This window comes from Cetobacterium sp. 2A, from assembly GCF_014250685.1.
Classification (GTDB): Bacteria; Fusobacteriota; Fusobacteriia; order Fusobacteriales; family Fusobacteriaceae; genus Cetobacterium.
The window spans coordinates 173580-198496 of the sequence record NZ_JACFAJ010000001.1 but is presented as its reverse complement, the minus strand read 5'-3'; the positions used below and the strand labels follow the sequence as shown (position 1 = coordinate 198496).

The following is a 24917-nucleotide window of genomic DNA, read 5'->3' as shown; positions in this document are numbered from 1 at the left end:
AATATACTTCTTCGTATACTACTCTATTCATTTTTAAACTCAAATTCTACTTTAGTTCCTTTTCCGACTTTGGTTTCTAAACTAAACGTTCCCTTAAGCTTATCTTTGACAATTTTTTCTACAATCATTAATCCTAAGCTATTTTCACGATATCTTTCCTCGTCGATGCCAACTCCATTGTCAACAATACTAACTTTGGAATAGAATTTTTTCATTTCAATAGTAACATCTATCCTGCCATTCTCTTCTTTGGGAAAGGCATAGTTGATAGCATTTTGCAATAATTCATTTACTACTAAAGCAATCGATGTAGCTTTATCTGAACTAATATTAAAATCATCTCCTAATATATTAAACTCCACTCTTCCAATTTTGTCAATACTATTAGCAAAAGAATTATTATAAATTAATTGAATTATTTTTTTTATATTTAAATTGTCTAGTCCATTATCAGACAAAACTTCATGTGTTATCGCGATGCTAAGTATCCGATTTATAGTTTCTTCTAATATTTTTTTTGCTTCGTCATTTTCAACTCTTCTTCTTTGTATTCTTAAAAGACTAGCGATAGTTTGTAGATTATTTTTTACTCTATGATGGATCTCTTTTATAGCTACAGATTTTAAAATTAATTCCTGCTCGTTATTTTTTTCTTTAGTTATATCCCTTATTATCATAACTATACTTGAATTTTTTTCCTCTAAAAAAGTTACAAAATAACTTATATTTAAAATTAGACCCGATATTGAAATATCAATAGATTCCTCATCTTTCTGATATAAAATCTTTTCTAATTTCGACTTTGTTAATGTTATATTTTCAAAATTTTCTCCAATAATAGTCTTTGAAAAACCTAAACTTGAATATATTTTTTTTGCTACTTGGTTTACGTAAGTCACAAATCCGTCTTTATTAAAAACAACTACTCCGTCCTTTACAAATTCTGGAATTTTAGATCTAGAAACATCTATTCCCTCTATCAATTTATTGGCTGTTTGATTAAAAAGTTCTGTATTAAATTTGTTTTCCTGATTTTCTAAACACTCCATAATAATTACACCGATTACTTCTTGAATATCGTTTAATACAGGAACAACATTTTGTAAAACATTCTCATTTTCCTGTGTCAAAGCTTTATAATGTTTAGATGGAAGTCCTGTCATAAAACTTCTAAATACAGCAGGTTCCCTATAAGAATCTGCAATTTCGCCCGCTATATTTTTAGAATATAAACTTTTTGTTTCAGGTCTAGCATGATAAACAACTATAGCTTTTTCCTCGTCTCTTGTTGGACAATCAATAAAAACATCCATGTTCAAAATATTACTTAAAATGGATACTGTTTCTGTCACTCTTTCAATTTTTTCTATATCAGAACTAGTTAATGTAGCACACATTTTGCAATAATTTTTCAACATATTAATTCACCTGTTAAAATTACTATTTCTGATAATTTTGTCATATTTATTCTTTTTATCATACTTATATTTCTCATAAGTTCATATGCTTCATTTTCACTCATATTTTTAGAACTCATAATTATTCCCTTAGCTTTTTCTATCTTTTTTCGTTCTTCCAATTTTTCTTTGGCTTTCCTTGCTTCTTCACGAAGATTAATAACTTCTTGAAAATTAGAGTATATTAACTGTAAATGAGATATAAATGTCCCTTCCTCTACAGGTTTTAATAAATATCCCATAGCAGAATATTCTGTAGCCTCTTTTATATAATCTTTTATATTATAAGCTGTCAACATCACAATACAACCTTTAAACTTCTTCTCTTTTAAAACTTTTGCAACTTGAAGCCCTGACATAAAAGGCATCTTTATATCTAATAAAACTATATCAGGATTTTCTTTTTCACATATTTCCAAAGCTTCAAAACCATCTGATGCTTCCCCAACTACATTGTATCCATAAAATGTTAACATCTCAGATAAATCCATTCTCGTCAGAGTTTCGTCCTCTGCAATAACTATTCTTCTCTTCATTAAATGCTCCCAATTAGATTTTTTAATTGTTCAATTGTATTTTCGTCCTCTTTTCCAACTAAATAAATTTTATGTACTCCAGCATTTTCTAAAAAGCGTTCTGCTTTCTCTATATCTTCCTGTAAATCAACTTTGGTAATTATCCCTATTACCCTTTTATTAGTAAACATTGTTGCAAAATTTGGTGGAAAAATAGTTGCATCATCAGTTGATGCCTGAACTAATCCTATCACATCTGCATCACATGAAATAACATTTAAAGCTCCATAGTAACCTTTATTTTCAATATATTCTCCGGGAGTGTCAATAATTTTCCCTTCGTAAGTAGTCATTTGTGTTTTTTGATCAATAACTTCACTGTTATTAATTCTTTGAGTTAGAGTGGTTTTTCCAGACCCAGTTCTGCCAATTAACATTAACTTCATAACTACGACCTTGTAACTTTACATGTTGAAAATTGTAAGACAGATGCTAAAAACGACAAAATACTCTCCAACGAACTTTCAACACTCGAAACATCTCCACTTATTACAAGTGTTCCACTAAATCTATCTAGAAAACCTATTTCTATATCTCCGGATTTTGTTGCAACATCTGCAGCTATTATTGCTGCTTCACCTGGAGTAATAGTCAATATTCCTATCGCTTCTGTCTTTTCAGATATAAGTCCCAATTTTTTATAAATATCTTTACTCGGGTGTGCTATTAAATGCGCTAGTGTTACTTGTTTCCCAGGAACATATTCCTGTATTACTCTTGTTTTCTCCATTCAAATCATCCTTTCAAAACAAAATTACTATCTTAAGTATATCCACATGAATCTACTTTTTTCAACTATTTAATTCCTATAGTTTTTTCCTTTGCTTTTTCAATTGACCATTCTAAACCATCAGGTAGTTTTGATGCAAAATTTGAAAAAATTCCACCAAATAATAAACATCCCAGCAATAAAGTTGCTGTCGTCGTTTTCTTCATAATATCAGAATTTTTTATAAAAATAAACCTTAAAATTATCGCTGTAACAATTCCTTCGACTAACCCAATAGCCAAATGTATTGGTAACATCAACATTAAAAACTCTTTAAAAAGTATCTCAGAATTTCCAGACATAAATGTTTCCAACGCTACAAAGAAGGCTCCTAATTCTAATGAGACCATAACAGATAATATACTTCCAATCCATATTTTTTTAGTATCTATTTTACCTTTTACTATTTTTTTATAAATTAATTCATATCCAATAAAACATGGAAAAAATCCTAAATTAAATATATTGCACCCCAATGCTAATAATCCTCCATCATTAAAAAATAAGCATTGAACTGATAAAATTAAGCTCATTGTTAAAAATCCTGCATATGGACCAAGTAACACAGCTAAAAGTATTCCTCCACCGATATGACCACTTGATCCTGTGTAAGGTATTGAAAAATTTAACATTTGTAATGCAAAAATAAAAGCTCCTGAAGCTCCCATCAAAATTAATTTATTTTCCTTTATTTTTAATTTCCTTACTGAATATTCTAATGTCCCACCACTTAAAACATAAAATACCGATCCAACTACTGTTGAAATCAAAGTACTCTCCATATGCATAATTACTGCCTCCTAATCATAGACATAGTTAAAATTTAACAAATATTTATTCTTAATATCTAATTTAAATCTTTTATTTTTTTTAATAAAAATAAATATTGACTTTGAAATTAATTTTTGATAGAATCCATCTTAATAAGAAAAAAAGGAGGTCAAAAAATGCTAAGGGAAAGAAATAATAGATTAAAAATTTTAAATATTATATTCTTGAACATAGTTGATTATTGACTAACAAACTAATTTTTTATTTTCTAAATTTTATTTTGTCGCTATAAGTCTAACTTTAACTTGTTTTTGTTAATGTTAGGCTTTTTTTTATACAAAAATTTGGGAGGGATATTATGACAGTTTCAAAATTTTTATTAATTAGTAGTGCTTCACTCGCTTTATCTATGGTTTCATTTGGAAAAACTGAGTATACCGGAGACAAATTTCTAGGGAAAAACATCATAACAAATTTAGATGTTTCTGATTTAGAAGCAGGAAATATTTATGAATTTTATTTCCAAGGTGTCGAAAATAGTTTAGGTAATCCTTGGTATATTCCAGTAACTATTATAAAAGGAAAAGAATCTGGAGACAAATTTTTAATAAACTCTGGAGTACATGGAAATGAATTAAATCCTATTTTAACTAGCTACAAAGTAAAAGAAAAACTTACTCCAGAAAATGTTAAAGGAACAGTTACAATTGTTCATGGAATGAATACTTCTGGCCTTTTAAACAATACTAGAGGATTTAAATTTAGCGGTGGGAGTGAAACAACTTCTGATTTAAATAGACAGATGGATTCAGAAAAAAATACCAATTCTGACCAAAAATATTCAACTCTTATTTGGAAAAATTTATTATCAAAAAATGCTGATAGAGTAATCGATCTACATACAGGTGGAAAAGGAAATCAATTTCCATTATTTGTATATGCAGATTTTAGAAACCCTATAATAAAACAAATGGCCATGTTAACTGGAGCCGATATTATAAAAGATGATGAAGGTGAAAAGGGAAGTGTTGAAACATCATATGTATTAACAAACATTCCTGCAATTACTTTTGAACTTGGAACTTCTGAAACACAACAAAAAGATATTGTTGCTAGAGCAACTACTGGAGTTTTAAATAATCTAATTTATTCAAATAATCTTTCCAATGAAAAAATTAAAGAATATGAAAGTGTGACACGTAATATAGTATAAAGCTATTAACTATACTTCTGAAAGATGGAATGATGGATTAACGACCTGAAACGTCTTCTCTAATCTCCAGTATGCGGTGATATTCTAACTAAATATCACGGTTTAAAGCCTGGTAAAGTCAATTGAGAACTATCCCTAATCAAAGGAAAAGCGAACTTAACCGTCGAGATAGTAATAGATTGGGAGTCAAATTTATATGGTGAGAATGCATTAATAAATGCCGACGAAGTTGCGAGTGTACGGGTCTAAAATTCTATACGATAGAAATGTCGTAGCCACAAAATTGTGGTGTAAGTGACGATTAGTAAAACTTTTCATTATGAACATCGTTATACTGTTATAGGCAGTATCTAGCTTACAGGCTCATAGTAACCACCTAAGTAAATTTAATGATAAGAAGTATGGAACGTGGAAAGCAAGATACAACAAAAAGCCAGTTAGGGTGTTGGTGGATATAAGTTATAAATATAACGAAATTTCTTTAATCTTGTGAGAGTAGGGGCACAGTACCAATGAAACTATGATAATAAGTAGTGGAGGGATAGCCCCAAGTCAATTAAATAATAATTGATGGAACGCCGTATGATGGGAAACTATCACGTACGGTGTGGAGCAGGGGAAAAGATAGCGATTATTTCAAATTCTTACCTATTGCTATAAACATTTATTGGAAATGAATGGAATCGTATTAGAGCTGAAAAAGGTGGATATGTAGAAAATAAAGTTCAAATTATGGATAAAGTAAAAAAAGGCGATATTTTATTTGTTCAGTATGATGCTTTTGGAAAGAAAATCAAAGAATATATTACTGATAATGATGGAGTTGTTGCCAGCATAAAAGATTACCCATACAGTGAACCTGGTGATTCTTTAGGAAGAGTTATCTACACAAATAACAAATAAAAGTAGAGCCAAGATTTAAATCAATCTTGGCTCTTTTTAAATATTTTTAAAAAATTTCCATACCCTAATTCTTCCATTTTTTCTAAAGGTATAAACTTTAATGAAGCTGAATTCATGCAATATCTTTTTCCTGTTGGTTGTGGGCCATCATTGAATACATGCCCTAAATGTGAATTTGCATATTTACTTTTTACTTCTTTTCTTGGTAAAAATAATTTGAAATCGGTTTTTATAGTTATATTTTCTTCTATGATAGGTTTAGTAAAACTAGGCCACCCAGTTCCTGAATCAAACTTATCTAAAGATGAAAAAAGAGGTTCTCCAGAAACAACATCTACATAAATTCCAGCTTTTTCATTATCCCAATATTCATTTTCAAAAGGAGGTTCTGTCTTTTCTTTTTGAGTCACTCCATACTGAATAGAAGTCAATTTTTTCTTTAACTCATCCATACAATCACCCCTTACATTTATACTGATTTATTTAATTAAAGTTCTTATTTTTTCTATTCTTTTTCTATTCACATTAAAATCATACCATCCACTTTGAGCTGCTGACCTTACTTCTATAACTTTTTTTTCTTTATCTATATAAAACTCTGCATCATCTTCAAATTTAAAAAATTTACTTTGAAATTTTGCTTTTATATAATTATCTTTATTTTCTATAATTTCTCCATCTAAAGATTTTATTGCTTGAACTAAAGCTTTGTTTACAGATTCGATATTTTGATTCTGAAATTTTATAGGTTCAATATAATGTTTAGTATCACTCTCATCTGATATTACACAATTTGGAGAGTTTGGACAAGGACTACTAAATATTGATAGTGAAAGCGGTAAAAATAAAGCACATAATATTTTTTTCATTTAATTTCTCCTATTATTTTCTTCTTACTAGTTTGAGTCTATCCTTACAAATATAATTTGTCAAATAATAATTTAGAAAATAGGACTTGTATTTTTTAAATTTAAGTGATATATTACTCACTAATAAGATTTTTTAGGAGGTTGAGCTGATGTTTAGATTCAGAAAAATTAATACAACTTCATATTACTATTATTATAGAACTTAGGATTGGTGTTTATTCTTTTAAGAATTTAATACGAATCCATTTTATGTTTCATTAATAATTGATAACATGGATTTGTATTCATAGCAAAGTAATTTGACCTGTGGATTAATTCCGCAGGTTTTTTTTATACAAAAATATAAAAGGAGAAAAAAATGGAAAATTTAAAAAATATCGTCAATTTTTTTAACAATATCTTATGGAATAAAAATTTATTGGTAGTAATTTTAATAGGAGCTGGTATATTTTTCAGTTGGAAAACAAAATTTGTACAAATTAGATTGCTCAAGCATATGATGAAACTTTTAATGGAAAAGTCTCAAGGGGATGATCAAAACATTTCATCTTTTCAAGCTTTCTGTATAAGTACTGCAACTAGAGTTGGCGTTGGAAATTTAGCTGGAGTTGTAAGTGCTATTTCAATAGGAGGTGCTGGTTCTATTTTCTGGATGTGGATTGTAGCTCTTTTAGGAGCTGCTACAGCATTTATCGAAACAACATTAGCGGTAATTTTTAGAGAAAAGGATGGAAATGGAAATTTTAATGGTGGGCCAGCCTTTTACCTAAAAAATGGCCTCGGTATGAAAAAAACTGGTGCTATATTTGTAATTACTGGAATAATTTGTTGGGGTGGTGTTTTACAAATTGTTTCAAACTCAGTTTCTGAATCTTTCTATGTAGCTTTTAATATAGACCCTAAAATCATGACTATATTTTTAGTTATCTTATCCGCATCCGTTCTCTTTGGAAAAAAAGATAAAATAGCTAATGTCCTAGATAAAATTGTTCCTATCATGGCAACTTTATACTTGGTAGTTGTATTTTTTATAATTTTTAAAAATATAACTCTCATTCCAAGTGTAATTAAAGATATAGTTTCTCAAGCTTTTGGAATAAAACAAGGGATAGGAGGTACTTTTGGAGCAATTGTTATGCAAGGTGTCAAGAGAGGACTTTTTTCCAATGAAGCTGGAACAGGGAGTGCTCCTTGTGCAGCTGCATCTGCCAATGTAAGTCATCCTGTAAAGCAAGGTCTAATCCAATCTCTAGGAGTTTTTGTAGATACCTTTGTAATTTGTACCGCCACTGGTATGGTCGTCCTTCTGACAGAACCTTCCGCCATATCTAAATTTAATGGAATGGAACTTCTACAATCAGCTTTTAAATTTCATATTGGTGATTTTGGTGGAATTTTTATTGCAATCATTTTATTTCTATTTTCTTTTAGCACTCTTTTAGGAATATGTTTTTACGGAAAAACCAATCTTATTTTTTTATCAAAAAAACAATGGCCTCAAGAGTTATTTAAAATTTTTGCTCTATCTATGATTTTTATTGGTGGAATAGAACAAAACATTTTCATGTGGAATCTTGCAGATTTTGGTTTAGGTTTAATGACTATAGTAAATATGATTGCGATTTTTCCACTCCATAAAGTAGCAATTTCATCATTAGAAGAGTATAGCAACTAAATAATAGTTAATTCTCTTTACAGTTCTTCCAAATTTTATATTCAAATATGATATCGTGGAATTTTTTCATTCCCCAAACTACTAAAGCGGTATCATCTGTAAAACCTAAAATAGGTAGAATATCTGGAATTGAATCTATTGGGCTTACAACGTAAGCAACGATTCCAACTATTGTGCATAAATCAACTTTATTTATAGAATATTTTTTATTCTTTATATCTTGTAACATATATAATAAAGTTTTAAATTCCAATGCTATTGGTCCTAAACTTCCAGATTTTTTTAATCCTTCTGCTAATCTTCTAGAAGAAATTTTATTGCTTTTAAAAATATCAAGATAACTAAATATTCTCTTATTCATAAGTTCACTCCTGTATATTTTATTAATTTATATTTTAATATAAATTATAAAATTTGTAAAGCTTGAAGGAAATTCTTATGTTTCAATGTATCTTATCTTAGAAGCTAAAAAATAAAATTAGGAGGGATTTTTATGGAACATTTATTTACACTTTGGTCTAATAATTATATTTTTAATATAATTATTGCTCTTGTTATAATTATTTTAGGACTTTGGTTTGCATCATACGTAGCGAAAAAAATAGAATCATTATTTTCTAAAACAAAAATTTTTGGATTTTTAGAAGATAAAATTATTGGTGGTGAAGACAGCAGAAATAGATTCATTCTAGGTTTCTTCATTAAATTTATTTACTATATTATAGTAATCTTCGTTATCATTGCTGCTGCTGAAAGACTTGGATTCTCACAGTTTACAACACCATTAGTTGATTTTCTAACACCCATATTCTCATTTATTCCCAACGTATTTGGTGGTATTCTTCTGCTTATTGTTGCTGTTATTACAGCTAAATTTGCAAAATATTTCTCAGAAGAATTTCTAAAGAAACTAAAAGTTGATGACAAAATTAAGGTGTCTGATAACTCAGCTCCTATATCACACATAATTGGAGAAATTGTTTATCTAATAGTTTTTATTCTATTACTTCCTGGAATTTTAGTTTCATTAAAACTAAATGGAATTTTAACACCAATAACAGATATGACAAACAAATTTTTAAGTTATATTCCAAATATAATTGCTTCTGGATTAATACTGTTAGTTGGATGGTTCATTGCAAGTAAACTTAGAAATATTATTAAAGGAATTTTAGATTCATTCAATTTAGATAACAAAATCGTTGTTGATGGAAAATCAATATTCCAAGGAAAACTCTCTTCAATTATTTCTACTATTATATATATTTTAATCCTTATTCCTGTAATCACAGCTTCTTTAGGATACTTAGGACTTCAATATATAACTTTACCAATTATAAATATGTTAGATATTTTATTCCAATATATTCCTAATTTAGTTGGGGTAGCAATTGTTATAACTCTTGCTTTCTACTTCGGAAAACTATTTGAAAGTGTAGTTACTAATATTCTTATTGGATTAAAATTTGACTCTTATATTGAAAAGACTGGAATTAAAGTAAGTGAAAATAACTACTCTAAATTAGCTGGTAAAGCTGTAAAAATAATAGTAGTTTATTTTGCAATCATCCAATCTATTGAAATCTTAAGTTTCGGTACTTTAAGTACTTTAAGCTTAAACTTAACATTACTTCTTGGTCAAATACTTCTTGGTGTAATCATAATTGGAGTTGGAGTATTTCTTGCTAAATTCGCTTCTAATTTTATTTTAAATACAGAAATGGCTAATAAAAAATCTATAGCTGTGATTGCTAAAGTTGCAATTATAATTTTTGTAGGTGCTATGGGTCTAAGACAAATGGGAATAGCAAATGAAATTATAAATCTTGCATTCGGATTTACTGTTGGTGCATTAGCTGTTGCCTTTGCTGTTGCATTTGGAATAGGAGGGAAAGATTTAGCGAAAGAAAAACTTGAAAACTTAAAAAAATGTTGTAACGAATCTAAAAATATAGAAACTCCTGAAGAAACTAAATAATATAACTCAAGGAAAAGCAGGATCGTAACTGATTCTGCTTTTCTATATAAAGTTTGGTTTACTATAATTTTAGGAGGTTTTTATGGTAGAAAAAACACTCTTTGACTGGCCATTATTAATTTATAAAGATTATGATGAAAATTTAGATTTTGAAAATAGAACAAAGGAAATTTTAAAAAATATTCCCAATATATACACAAATTCTCTTGATAATTTTTATAAATATTTTTCTCATAATCAAAATATCTCTGGAATCATTCTGATTAATAAAAATAATATTGAAGAAATTGTAGATTATATTAGAAATATAAACCCAAAAATTCCAATCGTAATATTTTTAACTAAAAATAATAATAATTTTAATATAAAAATTTTGAAAAAAATTGATTGTACTATTAATATTTTTGAAGATACAGTTTTCTTCATCACAGGTCAAATATCTAATTTAATTACTAATTATATGAAAATTCTTAGAACTCCATTTTTTAGTGAACTCGTTGATTATACAAAAGAATGTAAATATGCCTGGCATACTCCCGGACATTCAGGTGGAACAATGTTTTTAACAAATCCTATTGGAAAAATTTTCTTTGATTTTTATGGAGAAAATACTTTGAGATCAGATTTATCTATCTCTGTTCCAGAACTTGGTTCTTTATTAGATGACGAAGGACCTATCAAATCAGCTGAAATAAATTCAGCTCGTGTATTTTCAGCTGACAAAACTTATTATGTTTTAAATGGCACTAGCTCGGTTAATCAAATAATTTGGAAAGGACGTGTTACAGAAGGTGATATTGCTTTTGTGGATAGGAACTGTCATAAATCTCTAAATTATGGAATGGTTGTAACAGAGGCTACTCCATTTTACATGATACCTCGAAGAAATAAACTTGGTATAATTGGTCCTGTTAACCTTAATGAGTTTAGTAAAGATTATATTGAAAAAATAACAAAGAAAAGAGTTAAAATGTCAGCACTAACAAATTCAACATATGATGGAATTTGTTATAATATAAACAAAATTAAAGAAACTCTAAATTCAAATGTAGATAATCTACATTTTGATGAAGCATGGTATGCATATGCTAAATTTCATCCTTTATATGCAGAACATTTTGCTATGACAAATTCAGATAATTCTATTGAACATCCACCAATATTCGCATCACAATCTACCCATAAACTTTTAGGAGCTTTTTCCCAAGCCTCCATGTTACAAGTTAAAGATGGTACAAAAGAAAAAATAGATTTTGATGTATTTAATCAAGCTTATATGATGTATAGCTCAACATCCCCACAATATAGCATGCTTGCTTCTCTAGATGTTGCTACAGCTATGATGGATTACAATGGAAAGGAACTCTTAAATAAAACTATCCTAGATGCTATTCATTTTAGAAAATATATAACGAATCTAAATAAAGAGGCTATCACTAATGGTGACTGGTTTTTTTCACTATGGCAACCAAAAAAGGTTGTTTATAATGAAAAATACATAAACTTCGAAGATGTTCCTGATGAATATCTTTTAACAAATCAAAGCTGTTGGACTTTCAATAGTAAAAACAATTGGCATGGTTTTGAAGATATTGAAGATAACTATGTTCTTTTGGATCCTATAAAACTTACCATAATTTGTCCTGGCATTACACTTGAAGGCGAATATGGGGATATGGGAATCCCGGCAAGCATATTAAGTAGATATATAACTTTAAAAGGAGTTGTTAACGAAAAAACAGATACGTATTCACTTTTATTTTTACATACCATAGGAACAACTCAAACTAAACAAGAAGCGCTTATTCAAGCATTAATCGAATTTAAAAAAGATTATGATAACAATACTCCCCTTGAATGTATTTTTCCAAAACTTGTGACTTTATTTCCAGAATATTATTCAAATCAAGGTTTAAAAGATCATTGTCAAATTATGCATAACTATATAAAGAAATCTAAACTTTTGGATTTTATGGATAAAGCTTTTGAAATTATTCCTAACCAAATTTTAACACCCGCTCAAGCTGCAAAGGAAGTCTTTAGATGTAACATAGAACATCTTCCTGTTAAAGATATAATGAATAGAATTGCAGGAGTTATGGTTGTACCGTATCCACCTGGTATTCCTATTTTAATGGGTGGAGAAAAAATCGACAAAAATTCTCAATCTATTTTAGATTTTTTATTAGCTCGAGAAAAATTCGAAAGAATATTTCCTGGATATTATAGTGATATCCATGGCATTAAAGCTTTTGAAGATAAAGATGGGATTAGAAGATTTCATACTATGGTAATTAAAGAATAAAATACAAGAAGCCATGATTATTCTCATGGCTTCTTGTATTTGTTAAATAATTAAAAAATACTTAAATTTAAATTAGATGCAATTTCTTCTAAAACTGATATGCCTGCAATAGAGTTTCCTTTTATATCTAAAGCTGGACCAAAAACACCGATTCCCATCTTTCCAGGAGCTACCGACATTATTCCACCACCTACTCCAGACTTCGATGGAACTCCAACTTTAACTGCAAATTCTCCAGATCCATCATACATTCCACAAGTTATCATTAAAGTTTTCACTATTGTACAAACATGTTCACTAACTATCCTTTCCCCTTTTGAAGTAACTCCACCTCTTGATAAAAACATTCCAATTTTTGCTAAATCAACTGCGGTAACTTCAATAGAACACTGTTTAAAATAAACATCCAAAACATCTTCAACATCATCTTGGATAAGTCCCTCTCCTTTTAAAAAATATCCCATAGAACGATTTCTATTTCCTGTCTTTTTTTCACCTAAATAAATATTGTTATTAATATCTAATTTATCATTTTCTGAAATAACTTTTATAAAATTTAAAACTCTGTTGAACTTATCCTCTGATGTTTTCCCCTTTATCATTGAACAAACCTCTATAGCTCCTGCATTTATCATAGGATTGAAGGGTTTTCTCATCCCTCCAGTTTCTAATTTTCTAATTGAATTAAATGGATCTCCTGTTGGTTCCATACCTACTTTTGAAAAAACATACTTCTCTCCCTGATCCAAAATTGCCAGCATAAGAGATAATGGTTTAGAAATGCTCTGAAGTGTAAATTTCACATCATAATCTCCAACACTTGTAATCTCACCATCATTAGTTATTAAACATATTCCTAAATTTTCTTTATTCGCAGCTGAGAGTCCTGGTATGTAGTCAGCAACTCTTCCTAAAGAACATTTATCAATGTTTCTATTTAAAATCCCCTGTAAAAAATTTTTCATTTCTTCCCTCTCTTGTAAATTTTTAATTAACTCATTGCAAAAAATGCTTTATAAGCTCTGTATGTTTCATATAAGTCTAGTTTCGATGCAACCTCAAAAGGTGAATGCATCGCAAGCAGAGCTGGTCCAACATCTATGGTTTTAATTCCAGCTTGGGCTAAAAACATAGCGACTGTTCCTCCGCCACCCTCATCAACTTTTCCAAGTTCTCCTGTTTGCCACTTTATATTTTGAGAATTTAAAAGATTTCTAATTTCCCAAACATATTCTGCGTCAGCATCATTTGTTCCACTTTTCCCTCTAGCACCAGTATATTTCGTAACTACAATTCCATAATTAAGTTTAGCCGCATTTTGACTCTCATGAACACTTTTAAATAAAGGATCCATTGCAACATTTACATCTGATGAAAGTGCCTTAGAATTCCACAAACATTTTCTTAAATATAAATCACTATACGATTCTTTAATCTTTGATATTAAATCTCCAGTAAAATATTCTATATAGTTAGATTGTAACCCTGTTGATCCATTTGAACCTGTTTCTTCTTTATCAGAAAGATAACATACTGCTGTTCTATCTGGTATTTCAGTTATGTCTAATATAGCCTTTAAAGATGTATATCCACAAATTCTATCATCTTGTCCATATGCTCCAACTAAAGATCTGTCTATACCTACGTCCTTAGCTTTGTAAGCTGGAACTAACTGAAATTCTGCTGATATAAAATCCTCTTCGATCATTCCATATACTTCGTTTAATTTCTCTAAAACAGCATATTTTACAAGTTCTTTAATTTCTGGATTTGCAATTGTTGTTGGCATACTTCCAACTATTATTTGCAACTCCTCTCCCATTAAAACCTCTCCCGCTTTTCTTTCTCCTTGATATTTTCCTGATAGATGCGGTAGAAGATCTGGAATTGTAAACACAGGATCATTTTCATATTCCCCAATTATAATTTCTTTTTTTTCTCCATTTGCTATAATAACAGTTCCGTGTAATGCCAATGGAATTGAAGCCCACTGGTATTTTTTTATTCCACCATAATAATGAGTTCTCATATATGCCAACTCTAAATCTTCATATAAAGGATTGGGTTTTAAATCTATTCTTGGAGAATCAATATGAGAAACTATAAAATTTATTCCTTCTAATATATCTTTTTTTCCAATAACAGCTAAAACTATATTTTTTTCTCTATTCACATAAAAAACTTTATCTCCAGCTTTTAAATGTTTCATGCTTAACGCACTTTTAAACCCATTTTCTTCAGCTAGCTTTAATGTTATTTTTACAAATTCTCTTTCTGTCTTTCCACAATCTAAAAATTCTTTGTATGATTCTGAAAATTCAAAAATTTCATTCTTTTTTACTAAATTCTCTTCTGTCCACCCATTTATCTTTTTTAATATCATAATTAGTCATCACCTCTATGTGGATTATAACTTTATTTTCTACTTTTGGCAATATAACAAATTAAAAATAAAAAAGAGGAATAAAGTTCCAAAATGTAGTATTATACAGAGTAAGAATTATAGATATTAAGGAGGTTATTTTTTATGGAGCGTTTTGATGAAGGATTAAGTAAAGTCTTAGATGAAGCAAAAAAAATGGCACTATATGGAAAATATGGTTTTGCTTCCGCTGAAAATCTTGCTATTGAAAATTTAAAAAAATCTCATTTCAGTCCCAATCGTGCAATCACTAGACTGGTTAGAAATGAAATTTATAAGTGTACTATAAATGGTGGAATAACATCGTTTGGTGGCTTTATGACTTCTATTGCTGGCTTCCCAGCAAATTTTTTAACTGTTTTAGCTATGCAATTAAGAATTGTTTATGCAGTTGCGTATATAAAAAATTACGAAATTAAAAATAATGATTCTCTTGATGTACTAGCAAAAGTATGTTTAATCTCAAATAATATAAACGATTTTCTTATAATTTCAAATGAAGTTGGAATGAAAAATTTTGGAAAAGTTATACCTTCTTCTACTCTAAAATCAATAAATGAAAGAATATTAAAAGCTCTTACAACAAAATTTTTATTTAAAACAGGTGGAAAGGTATTAGAATTTGTACCATTTATCGGTGGAATTGTTGGTGGAATAATTGATTATAATTTAACATATAATGTTGGAAATACCACAAAATCTCTTTTTAGTAAAAATCATAAAGAGTTAGTTGACTATTTTCTTAAATAATTAAGAAGGAGAGGACTGTCCTCTCCTTCTTAATTATTTAGCTTTTATTTTATTTATCTGGTTTAACAACTGTAACGATTTCTGCTACTTCAACTTCTTCTACTACCACAGTTTGTGGCTGTTCAACTGGCTCAGTTGAACTACATGCTCCCATAATTCCAATAATTCCTAACATTAACAATAATTTTTTCATTTGAGACCCCTCCTAAATATTTCGCTATCTAAATTTAGCTAAATTAATATACAAATTTTTTTTACTTTTCCTTTTAATAATCTATATATAAAAATTATCTAAATTTTCTATCTGTGAATAAATAGTAGCAGCCAATTTGTAAGGATGGTGTCTGATCTGATTTTTTTTATCTACCTGAATTATATTTGCTTCTATTAGCTCAACACCTAGTAGCTCTAAATTATCCTTATCCAGTTTTACAATATCGCTTCCTTCTTCTCTATACCTCTTAAGAATTTTATCTGGAATTTCTCTTGAATCGAATATAACTTTCTCTACCATATTATATCCTACATGTCTATTTATGGATTCAATATGGTTTCCAACGGTATATCCTTCAGTTTCACCAGGCTGTTGCATAGCATTACAAATATATATCTTTTTTCCTTTAGAACTTTTTAAGGCTTCTTGCATCTCATGAGATAAAAAATTTGGAATTAAACTCGTATATAAACTTCCTATTCCAAATATTATTAAATCTGCCTTTTCTACTTCTCGTAGATTTTCCTCCGGTGTTGTAAAATTTGAACTATAAAAAACTCTTTTAATTTTTTCTCCTGCAACTGGAATATTTGTTTCTCCTAATACTATTTCACCGCTACATTTTTCAGCAATTAATTCAACATTTTCTAAAGTTGCTGGTAAAATCTTTCCTTTTATATTAAATAGTTTTCTTAATTTTTCGATAGCTTTCCTTATATCCCCTGTTATTTCTATCATAGCTGTTATTAAAAGATTTCCTAATGGATGACCTCCAACAAATGAATCTTCTTTAAATCTATGTTGAAATACTTCTTCTATAAGAGGTTCTACATCACTCAAAGCTACCATTACATTCCTTAAATCTCCAGGAGCTGGTATATTAAACTCTTTTCTTAAAATACCACTACTTCCCCCATTATCTGCAACTGTAACTATTGCTGTTATATCAATTGGAAAATGTTTGAGTCCCTTTAATACAACAGAAAGCCCACTTCCACCACCAATAACAACTACTCTTGGTCTTTTCATTCTCCATCACCTTTTTGTTTATTTGTCACTATATTGTACTATATTATTTTTATAAATAAAAGAAAGGATTTATGTACTTTATGTATTATAAGTATGTAAAATTATAAAATAAAAAAAGGAGCTGATTAAAATGATTAAATTTTTTTTGCTTTTAGGACTTTCATTAATTTTAAATGCAGCACAAATTGAAAAAGAATTATTATATAATAAGTATACCCTAAAAGATCAATACTCCTACGGGAAAAAATCTACTCGTCAATTTCAATGGGAAAAAATTAATACTTATCTTGATAAATTGGAAGATTTTGAAAAAACTTATCCAACTCTTGGTTTTGTTGCCAATTATAAAAATATAAATGGTTCTCCAGCATTAATAAATGGAGAAACTATAGATTCTGATGGAGTACCCAGAAACCAAGCCATTCCTCTATATAATCCCAATAACTTATCTACTCCCGCAAAATATGGAAGAGATGGAAGTCTAGTTGCCATTATTAGTAGATATGAACAATTTTCTTTAATTAAAAGTTTCTCTAGAGATGGGGAATGGATGGTTCCTAATAGATATTTAGACGAAATTTCAAGCAATGATTTTAATAAAGCTATTTTTATAGATAGAAAAAATCAAAATATTGTTACTATGGATAAGATTAACGAAACATGGAAAGTTAGAAGTATGAATCCAGTTACAACTGGAAGAAATCATCCTCCATTTTCTGCTCCTACGCCGTTGGGAACTTATATTGTACAAGAAAAAAAATACAAGATGCTTTATTTAAAAGATGGCAGTAGTGATATAATTGAAGGTTATTCCCCATACGCAGTTAGATTTACAAGAGGAGCATATATGCATGGTATTCCTGTTAATTTACCAAGAACAGAAATGATCGAATACTCACCTCTTCTTGGAACTGAACCGCGTTCTCATATGTGTGTTAGAAATGCTACATCACATGCAAAATTTATATATGATTGGTCACGTATAAACCAAACTCTAGTTTTTGTTATAGATTAAAATTTTATTCCAAAAGGATTTACAACAAAAAATACGTATTATAAATATAAATCTTTTATTAAATAATTCTTTGGAGGAATTAATATGACTAAAATGAGATGTACTATTTGTGATTGGGTTTATGATCCAAGCATTGGAGATCCAGACAGTGGGATAGTTCCTGGAACTGCATGGGAATCTATACCAGACAATTGGATTTGTCCTGTTTGTGGAGCTAGTAAAGATCAGTTTGAACCAATTGAATAAGATAAAAATAGGTGCTGACATATGTCAGCACCTATTTTTAATTAATTTTATCTGATTCTATATGCCAAATATCTTTAGCATATTCTTTTATGGTCCTATCTGAAGAAAATTTACCACTATTTGCTATATTTAACCATGCTTTTTTTGCCCATTCCATTCTGTTTGAATAATCTTTATTAGCTTTTTTTTGTATCTCTCTATACGAAGAGAAATCTTGAAGAACCAAATATTGATCTGGATCATGCCATGAAGCTCCTTTCAAAAGAGAGTTGTAAAGCTCTATGTACTCATCTTTTTTCAAATAATCTACAACATTTTTTAATCCTTCTATTTCTTCATATGGAACCAGTGGATTATAGCCTTTTTTAAGAAGTTCCTCTATTTCTTCAACCTTTGATCCGAATATTAAATTATTTTCAATTCCTGCTTCATCTACAATCTCTACATTAGCTCCATCTAAAGTTCCTAGAGTTAAAGCTCCATTCATCATTAGCTTCATGTTCCCTGTTCCTGAAGCTTCTTTCCCCGCCGTTGAAATCTGTTCGGATATATCTGCTGCTGGATAAACTTTTTCAGCTACAGAAACTCTATAATTTTCTATAAATACTATTTTAATTTTTCCTAATATATCTTTATCATTATTAATTAATTCTGCCATTTCGTTTATAAGTTTTATTATCTTCTTCGCTCTTATATAACCGGGTGCAGCTTTCCCTCCGAATATGTAAGTTACAGGATTCATCTCTAATTCAGGATTCACTTTTAGTCTATTATAAAGATCCATTATATGGAGTATATTAAGAAGCTGTCTTTTGTATTCATGAATTCTTTTTACTTGAATATCATATATAGATTTAGTATCAATTTCTATTCCTTGTGTTTTTTTCAAATATTTAGCTAATTCATTTTTTTTCTTTTGTTTTATCTCTAAAAACTTAGTTAATACAGATTCATCTTCTGCAAAAACTTCTAATTTTTTTAATTCATTTAAATCTGTTATCCACTTATTCCCAATTAACTCGGTTATAAAATTTGAAAGTTGTGGATTAGATTGCAATAACCACCTTCTTTGTGTTATCCCATTTGTCTTATTCTGAAATTTTTCTGGAAATAATTTATACCAATCTTTTAACTCTTTATGTTTTAATAAATTTGTATGTAATTCTGCCACTCCATTTATGGTATGAGATCCATATATAGCTAACCAAGCCATATGTATTAAATCATTTTGGATTATAGCCATATTATTTTGTTTTTTTCTATCATTTGGATAATATTCTTCTAAAAGTTGTTCTAGTTCCACATTAATTCTTTGAGTTATTTTGTATATTTTTGGAACTACCTCTTTATATATTTCTACCCACCATTTTTCAAGAGCTTCTGCTAAAATTGTATGATTTGTGTATGAAAAAATTTGGGTAACTATTTTCCAAGAATTTTTCCAAGTTAATCCCTCAACATCCCAAAGTAACCTCATCATCTCAGGTATAGCAATTACAGGATGAGTATCATTTAATTGGATAGCAATAAAATTTGGAAGTTCTTCAAATCTGTTTCCATGAATTTTTTTAAATTCTCTTAGTATATCTTGTAATGATGCTGAAACAAAAAAATACTGTTGTTTTAATCTTAATTTTTTACCTTCATCTGTAGTATCATTTGGATAAAGAACTCTTGTTATATTTTCAGCATTATTTTTTTCTAATAATGAAAGTTCATAATTTTGCTTATTAAACTCTGTTAAATTAAGTTCAGATAAAGCTTCTGCTTCCCAAAGTCTAAGAGTATTTATATTATTAGTTCCATATCCTATAATTGGCATATCATAAGGGATAGCTCTTACAACCTCATCTCCAAATTCTACCAATACTTCATCAGCTGGTCTTCTAACTGTCCATACATCTCCATATTTTAACCATGTTTCTGGATATTCTATTTGAAAACCATTCTCAAATTTTTGTTTAAAAATTCCATTTTTATACCTAATCCCATAGCCTTTTCCTGGAAGATTCAAGGTTACAAAAGAGTCCATAAAACATGCAGCTAATCTTCCTAATCCTCCATTTCCAAGACCTGAATCCTCTTCTGCTTCTTCTATATCACTATAACTAACTCTTAACTCCTCTAATACTTTTTTAACCTCATTTAATAAACCTAAATTAGTCAAATTATTTCCTAAAGATTTACCCATTAAAAATTCTGCTGAAAAATAAAAAGCTTGCTTTTTTTCTTTATATGACTCTGTAGTCTTATACCAATTTTCAGAAATTTCACTCATTATTACTTTTCCTAAAGATTGATAAATTTCAAAGTCTTCAGCATCTTGTATCTCTTTTCCATAGGTTATTTTAAGTTGTTTTTCAATTTCTTTTTTTAACTTCTCTTTTTGAATTTTCACTTTTCACCTACCTATTAAATTTTTTGGTTATTTTTAGTATTTTACTAGCCAATTCATCTGTCAATTCTTCTTTTGAAACTCTCCAAGTCCAATTTCCACCAAGTGTCGAAGGTGTATTCATTCTACCTATATTACCAATTTCTAAAAAATCTTGAAGTTGAGCAATTGAAATTACAGATTTTGAACCCCATATTGCTTCTATACACTTCCAAGAAATACTTTCATTTAAATCGCCATCAATTTTTCTTAAGTAACATTTTAAATATTCGTTACAAAACTCTTTATCCTTTTTAGGGGCTTCTTTATACCATCCAACAATCGTGTTATTATCATGGGTTCCTGTATAAGCGATAGAATTCCTTTTATATTTATGAGGTAAATAGGAGCTCTCTCCACTACTATCGAATGCGAATTCTAAAATCTTCATTCCCGGATATCCAGTATCAATCAATAATTTTTCAACTTTTGAAGTTAAAATTCCTAAATCTTCAGCTATTATTGGAATATTTCCTAACTTACTCTTGATAATATTAAAAAATTTCATTCCCGGCCCCTTTTCCCATCGACCTACCGCTGCCGATTTTGCCTCTGCTGGAATAGACCAATATGATTCAAATCCTCTAAAATGATCTATTCTAGAAATATCATAAAGCTTGGAACAAAACTTCAATCTATTTATCCACCATACATATTTTTTTTCCTCCATAGCTTTCCAATCATATAAAACATTTCCCCATAATTGACCACTTTTACTAAAGAAATCTGGTGGACAACCCGCAACTCTTTTCGGTTTTTTATATTTATCAAATTGAAAAAAATTTGGTGTCGCCCAAGTGTCTGAACTATCTGTCGACACAAACATAGGAATATCTCCAATTATCTTTATCCCTTTTTTATTTGCATAGCTTTTTAGTTTAAACCAATGATTTTGAAATAAATATTCTAAAAATGTAAAATATTGAATAGACTTCTTTAATTCTATTTTTGACTTTTTCATAGTTTCTCTATCTCTAACTCTATATTTTCTTGGCCAATTTAACCAAGAAGCTCCATTAAACTTTTCTTTTAGGGCCATAAATAAACTATAGTCCTCTATCCAATATAGATTCTTTTTTCTAAATTCTTTTAATTGAATAAAATCTCCTATTTCTACAAATTTAGAATAAGCTTTTTTAAAAATGAAATATTTCTTATGATAAACTTCATTGTAATCTACAAGAGATGGATTTTTATTTTCTAAGTAATTAAGATCACTAAACTCAAGATATCCATCACTAACCAAAGATTCCAAATCTATAAAATATGGATTCCCAGAAAAAGCTGAAAAAGATTGATATGGTGAATCTCCATATCCTGTTGCACCTAGAGGAAGTATTTGCCAATTTTTTTGACCAGATTTTTCTAAAAAGTTTATAAAATCGTATGCTGATTTTCCAAAATCTCCTATCCCATATTTTGATGGGAGAGAACTAATGTGCATTAATATTCCGCTACTCCTTCTAAACATTTAATTCCCCCATTTTATCTTTTAGGCTTATAATTTATTGGTGAACTTCTAAAAGATATATTTTTTTCTCTCACTTTTTTTTCAATACTTAATATCTCTTCTAGTACATGGGTCATATTTCTTAAAATATCTGGCTCAAGAATATCCTCAGCTATAACTCCTTCTCTTTCTTTTAAATGGATATAATTTTTCCATAGCCATTTTTTTATCATTTCCATTTCTGCTGGTCTTCTTAAAAGATCTAGGATTTGTTTCTTTACTTTACTATAACTTTCTGGCTGATTATTTTTACTAACATATATTTTTGCAATTTCATGTTTTATTTTACTTGTTTCAACTTCACTTAATTCATGACAAATATAGCTTACTCTCTTCCACATCTCCTTTAAATCTATTTCATTATTAATTTCCTGTTTTTTTAACCATATAAACACAACCATTCTTCTTTTCCAGTCCCACCATCTAATGGGACTTTGTAAATCTACAGATGGAATTAAAAATATATCTTTTTGTAAAAGGAGTGCTCCAAAAGTCCCTGGTGGATTTCCTAATCTTTGATTTTTTAAACTAGTTCTATAAACTCCACAACTGGGACTTCCTTCCATAAAAATAAATACGTCTATTTCCGCTCTTTCAAGAGTTTCCATACATGATATACTCCCTTTTTTTATCCAACTGCTTACATCTTTTCCTTCTTTATTCTTTACAATTGCTTCTCCATTCCAAAAATCAATTCCATTTCCCTTTGAAAGTTTAATACAGGCTCTTGGTACACCCATTCCAGCAGTCAATTCAGGACAAACTGGAGTCCATATAAATTCTGATCTATCTCTTCCTAAATTTTGAAGCATATCTCTTCCTTTTCCATTGTATCTAACTTTTGAACCAAATTGACATGCTGAAATCCCTATTTTTATCTTTTGTTCAAAAATACTTTGCATAAATACCACCTTTTAAATTTATTAATTATTAAAAAACCTTACTAATTTATTTAGTTTTTCCTCTATTTTTATTTTGTTCCAAACTATGATATAATAAACACAAATATACTCGGGAGGGATAATATGAAAATATTTATTGATACAGCGAATGTAGATGAAATCAGAAAAGCAGCAGCAATGGGGTGTATTGCTGGTGTTACGACAAATCCATCATTAATTGTAAGAGAAGGAAGAGATTTTAAAGAGGTTGTAACAGAAATTTGTTCAATAGTTGACGGACCAATTAGTGCTGAGGTTATCTCTTTAGTTGCTAGTGAAATGGTTGAGGAAGCTATGGAATTAGTAAAAATACATAAAAATATTGTAATAAAACTTCCAATGACTAAAGACGGATTAGAAGCTTGTAGCATTCTTACTAAAAGAGGAATAAAAACTAATGTAACTTTAATTTTTACAGCTAATCAAGCATTATTAGCTGCTAGATCAGGTGCAACATATGTAAGTCCATTCCTGGGGAGATTAGACGATATCGGAATAGATGGAATTTCTTTAATTCAAGAAATTTCTGATATCTTTAAAATACACGGAATAAATAGTGAAATTATTGCTGCAAGTATAAGAAATCCTCTTCACTCTAAAGAGGCTGCTAAAGCTGGAGCTCATATTTCAACTATCCCATTTAATGTTCTTATGAAAATGATAGAGCATCCTTTAACTGATGCAGGAATTGAAAAATTCTTAAATGACTGGAATAAATAAAAAATGGGCCAATTAGCCCATTTTTTTATTTTGCTGCTTTTACTGGAGTTTTTTCAACATCATGCATTAATTTCATCATTTCAGTTTTATGATCAGCTGTACTTTCATTAATTTTTTTTACTTTATCCCAATCAACTTTTTCATCAAGCATAGCTTTTTTAAGTTCAGTTCTGTTTTCTTTTATAGCATCTATATGCTCCTGCATAAGTTTTTTGTTCTCTGGAGTCATATTCGCCATCATAGAATCTTTCATTTTTCCCATTTCTTCTATTTTCATTTCACTCATCATAGGACAATTACATTTTCCATCTTGCATCATTGTTCCACTCTCTGCTGCAAAAACTGTAGATGATAAAATAACTGTAGCTATTATTAATAACTTTTTCATACCTATCAACTCCTTGTAATTAGATTAATTTTAATCCTACGCACTCTTGTACTAAATTTTATAACAAAATCCTTTTTTATATTGAAAATAATTTTATATAAATAATATCAATTAAAAAAAAGGATATTCATTCCCAATCTATAAAGTAATAAAGATAAGAGTAATGGAGGTTTTTATGGAAAGTAAAGAAAAAATATATACTAGAGTAGTTATGGTTATAGTCTTAATAGCAATTTTAGCAATTGGTTTTTATTTTTCTCCTTGGAATATTTAAAAAAGAGAATCTTAGCATTCTCTTTTTTTTATTTTGACATCTAAAAAAAAACATGTTAAAGTATATATGATTACATAATCATATAATTATATGAAAAGGGGGAGATTTATGATAAACATATTAAAAAGTTTAAGCGATCAAAATAGATTAAGAATTTTATCTTTATTAAATTTAGCAAAAAGTTCATGTGCTTGTAATATAGAACATGCCTTAGAGCTTAATCAATCAAATGTCTCTAGACATATTTCAAAACTTAAAAGTGATCAGCTTATTACTACAAAAAAACAAGGAAAGTGGTGTTATTATTCAATCAACACAAAAACTTTAGAAAAATATTCTTTCATTGAAATTTTATTAAATGAAATTCCAAAAGAAATAATTGAAACAGATTATGATAAATTTTTAAATTTAAAAAATACTCAGCACTCTTGTAGCTCTTATGAAGAAGGTGAATTATAA

26 protein-coding genes are annotated in these 24917 nt (G+C 28.9%); 10 read left to right on the top strand and 16 right to left on the bottom strand.

The window, feature by feature from the left end:
* Positions 1–23 precede the first annotated feature (23 nt).
* The 5 genes from H3N56_RS00965 to H3N56_RS00945 form a co-directional block, all read right to left on the bottom strand.
* A complete protein-coding gene (locus tag H3N56_RS00965) occupies positions 24–1418 on the bottom strand; it encodes a sensor histidine kinase (RefSeq protein WP_185879472.1) in 1395 nt (464 codons plus the stop codon).
* Entirely contained in the window at positions 1412–1993 is a 582-nt protein-coding gene (locus H3N56_RS00960; protein ID WP_185879471.1) for an ANTAR domain-containing response regulator, read from the bottom strand. Before H3N56_RS00960 ends, H3N56_RS00965 begins: the two co-directional genes overlap by 7 nt.
* Positions 1993–2418, bottom strand: coding sequence for a EutP/PduV family microcompartment system protein (locus tag H3N56_RS00955; RefSeq protein ID WP_185879470.1), 426 nt, complete (start codon positions 2416–2418; stop codon positions 1993–1995). Before H3N56_RS00955 ends, H3N56_RS00960 begins: the two co-directional genes overlap by 1 nt.
* A gap of 2 nt (positions 2419–2420) precedes the next feature.
* Positions 2421–2762 carry an ethanolamine utilization microcompartment protein EutS gene (eutS, locus tag H3N56_RS00950; protein ID WP_185879469.1) on the bottom strand — a complete coding sequence of 114 codons (342 nt, stop codon included), beginning with the start codon at positions 2760–2762 and terminating at the stop codon, positions 2421–2423.
* 65 nt (positions 2763–2827) lie between these two features.
* Positions 2828–3589, bottom strand: a complete 762-nt coding sequence (locus tag H3N56_RS00945) for an energy-coupling factor ABC transporter permease (RefSeq protein ID WP_185879630.1) — start codon at positions 3587–3589, stop codon at positions 2828–2830.
* Positions 3590–3930: 341 nt separating this feature from the next.
* Here H3N56_RS00945 and H3N56_RS00940 point away from each other — a divergent pair, with 341 nt between their 5' ends.
* Both H3N56_RS00940 and H3N56_RS00935 read left to right on the top strand, forming a co-directional pair.
* A complete protein-coding gene (locus H3N56_RS00940; protein ID WP_185879468.1) occupies positions 3931–4785 on the top strand; it encodes a succinylglutamate desuccinylase/aspartoacylase family protein in 855 nt (284 codons plus the stop codon).
* Positions 4786–5451: 666 nt separating this feature from the next.
* Positions 5452–5688: a succinylglutamate desuccinylase/aspartoacylase family protein gene (locus tag H3N56_RS00935; protein ID WP_185879629.1), complete on the top strand. Its 237-nt coding sequence runs from the start codon at positions 5452–5454 to the stop codon at positions 5686–5688.
* Positions 5689–5708: 20 nt separating this feature from the next.
* Here H3N56_RS00935 and msrB read toward each other — a convergent pair whose 3' ends face one another.
* Together msrB and H3N56_RS00925 are read right to left on the bottom strand one after the other, a co-directional pair.
* Positions 5709–6140: a peptide-methionine (R)-S-oxide reductase MsrB gene (gene msrB, locus H3N56_RS00930; protein WP_185879467.1), complete on the bottom strand. Its 432-nt coding sequence runs from the start codon at positions 6138–6140 to the stop codon at positions 5709–5711.
* Positions 6141–6167: 27 nt separating this feature from the next.
* Positions 6168–6557 (bottom strand): DUF1499 domain-containing protein, encoded by a 390-nt coding sequence (locus H3N56_RS00925; RefSeq protein ID WP_185879466.1) that lies wholly within the window; start codon positions 6555–6557, stop codon positions 6168–6170.
* 358 nt (positions 6558–6915) lie between these two features.
* Between H3N56_RS00925 and H3N56_RS00920 the strand changes: the two genes are divergently transcribed.
* Positions 6916–8232, top strand: coding sequence for a sodium:alanine symporter family protein (locus tag H3N56_RS00920; RefSeq protein ID WP_185879465.1), 1317 nt, complete (start codon positions 6916–6918; stop codon positions 8230–8232).
* Between the two features lie 7 nt (positions 8233–8239).
* On the opposite strand, the gene H3N56_RS00915 is transcribed toward H3N56_RS00920, so the two are convergent.
* Positions 8240–8593: a YkvA family protein gene (locus tag H3N56_RS00915; protein WP_185879464.1), complete on the bottom strand. Its 354-nt coding sequence runs from the start codon at positions 8591–8593 to the stop codon at positions 8240–8242.
* 132 nt (positions 8594–8725) lie between these two features.
* On the opposite strand from H3N56_RS00915, the gene H3N56_RS00910 reads away from it, so the two are divergent.
* Complete coding sequence (locus tag H3N56_RS00910; protein WP_185879463.1) at positions 8726–10210, top strand: mechanosensitive ion channel; 1485 nt, start codon at positions 8726–8728, stop codon at positions 10208–10210.
* An 82-nt stretch (positions 10211–10292) separates the two neighbouring features.
* On the top strand, positions 10293–12515 hold the full coding sequence (locus tag H3N56_RS00905; RefSeq protein WP_185879462.1) for an Orn/Lys/Arg decarboxylase N-terminal domain-containing protein: 2223 nt from the start codon (positions 10293–10295) through the stop codon (positions 12513–12515).
* 50 nt (positions 12516–12565) lie between these two features.
* Here the strand turns inward: H3N56_RS00905 and glsA are convergent, their stop codons facing one another.
* Together glsA and H3N56_RS00895 are read right to left on the bottom strand one after the other, a co-directional pair.
* Positions 12566–13480, bottom strand: a complete 915-nt coding sequence (gene glsA, locus H3N56_RS00900) for a glutaminase A (RefSeq protein WP_185879461.1) — start codon at positions 13478–13480, stop codon at positions 12566–12568.
* Between the two features lie 26 nt (positions 13481–13506).
* Positions 13507–14898, bottom strand: a complete 1392-nt coding sequence (locus tag H3N56_RS00895; RefSeq protein WP_185879460.1) for an aminopeptidase — start codon at positions 14896–14898, stop codon at positions 13507–13509.
* Between the two features lie 144 nt (positions 14899–15042).
* Between H3N56_RS00895 and H3N56_RS00890 the strand changes: the two genes are divergently transcribed.
* Positions 15043–15687: an EcsC family protein gene (locus H3N56_RS00890; protein WP_185879459.1), complete on the top strand. Its 645-nt coding sequence runs from the start codon at positions 15043–15045 to the stop codon at positions 15685–15687.
* A 49-nt stretch (positions 15688–15736) separates the two neighbouring features.
* Here the strand turns inward: H3N56_RS00890 and H3N56_RS00885 are convergent, their stop codons facing one another.
* Positions 15737–15880, bottom strand: a complete 144-nt coding sequence (locus H3N56_RS00885) for a hypothetical protein (protein ID WP_185879458.1) — start codon at positions 15878–15880, stop codon at positions 15737–15739.
* An 81-nt stretch (positions 15881–15961) separates the two neighbouring features.
* Entirely contained in the window at positions 15962–16930 is a 969-nt protein-coding gene (yvcK, locus tag H3N56_RS00880) for a uridine diphosphate-N-acetylglucosamine-binding protein YvcK (protein WP_185879457.1), read from the bottom strand.
* A 130-nt stretch (positions 16931–17060) separates the two neighbouring features.
* Between yvcK and H3N56_RS00875 the strand changes: the two genes are divergently transcribed.
* On the top strand, positions 17061–17945 hold the full coding sequence (locus H3N56_RS00875) for a L,D-transpeptidase (RefSeq protein WP_221893414.1): 885 nt from the start codon (positions 17061–17063) through the stop codon (positions 17943–17945).
* Between the two features lie 84 nt (positions 17946–18029).
* Positions 18030–18191, top strand: coding sequence for a rubredoxin (rd, locus tag H3N56_RS00870; RefSeq protein WP_185879456.1), 162 nt, complete (start codon positions 18030–18032; stop codon positions 18189–18191).
* Between the two features lie 37 nt (positions 18192–18228).
* Here rd and H3N56_RS00865 read toward each other — a convergent pair whose 3' ends face one another.
* From H3N56_RS00865 to H3N56_RS00855, 3 genes are read right to left on the bottom strand one after another with little or no spacing between them, the layout of a single operon-like run.
* The gene (locus tag H3N56_RS00865) at positions 18229–20589 is read right to left on the bottom strand and encodes a glycogen/starch/alpha-glucan phosphorylase (protein WP_185879455.1); all 2361 of its coding nucleotides are present in this window, start codon (positions 20587–20589) and stop codon (positions 18229–18231) included.
* Between the two features lie 7 nt (positions 20590–20596).
* Entirely contained in the window at positions 20597–22096 is a 1500-nt protein-coding gene (malQ, locus tag H3N56_RS00860; RefSeq protein WP_185879454.1) for a 4-alpha-glucanotransferase, read from the bottom strand.
* Positions 22097–22110: 14 nt separating this feature from the next.
* Positions 22111–23037 (bottom strand): DUF523 domain-containing protein, encoded by a 927-nt coding sequence (locus tag H3N56_RS00855; RefSeq protein ID WP_185879453.1) that lies wholly within the window; start codon positions 23035–23037, stop codon positions 22111–22113.
* A gap of 123 nt (positions 23038–23160) precedes the next feature.
* Between H3N56_RS00855 and fsa the strand changes: the two genes are divergently transcribed.
* The gene (gene fsa / locus H3N56_RS00850; protein WP_185879452.1) at positions 23161–23796 is read left to right on the top strand and encodes a fructose-6-phosphate aldolase; all 636 of its coding nucleotides are present in this window, start codon (positions 23161–23163) and stop codon (positions 23794–23796) included.
* Between the two features lie 25 nt (positions 23797–23821).
* Here fsa and H3N56_RS00845 read toward each other — a convergent pair whose 3' ends face one another.
* Positions 23822–24184, bottom strand: a complete 363-nt coding sequence (locus H3N56_RS00845) for a hypothetical protein (RefSeq protein ID WP_185879451.1) — start codon at positions 24182–24184, stop codon at positions 23822–23824.
* Between the two features lie 382 nt (positions 24185–24566).
* Here H3N56_RS00845 and H3N56_RS00840 point away from each other — a divergent pair, with 382 nt between their 5' ends.
* Positions 24567–24917, top strand: a complete 351-nt coding sequence (locus H3N56_RS00840; protein ID WP_185879450.1) for a helix-turn-helix transcriptional regulator — start codon at positions 24567–24569, stop codon at positions 24915–24917.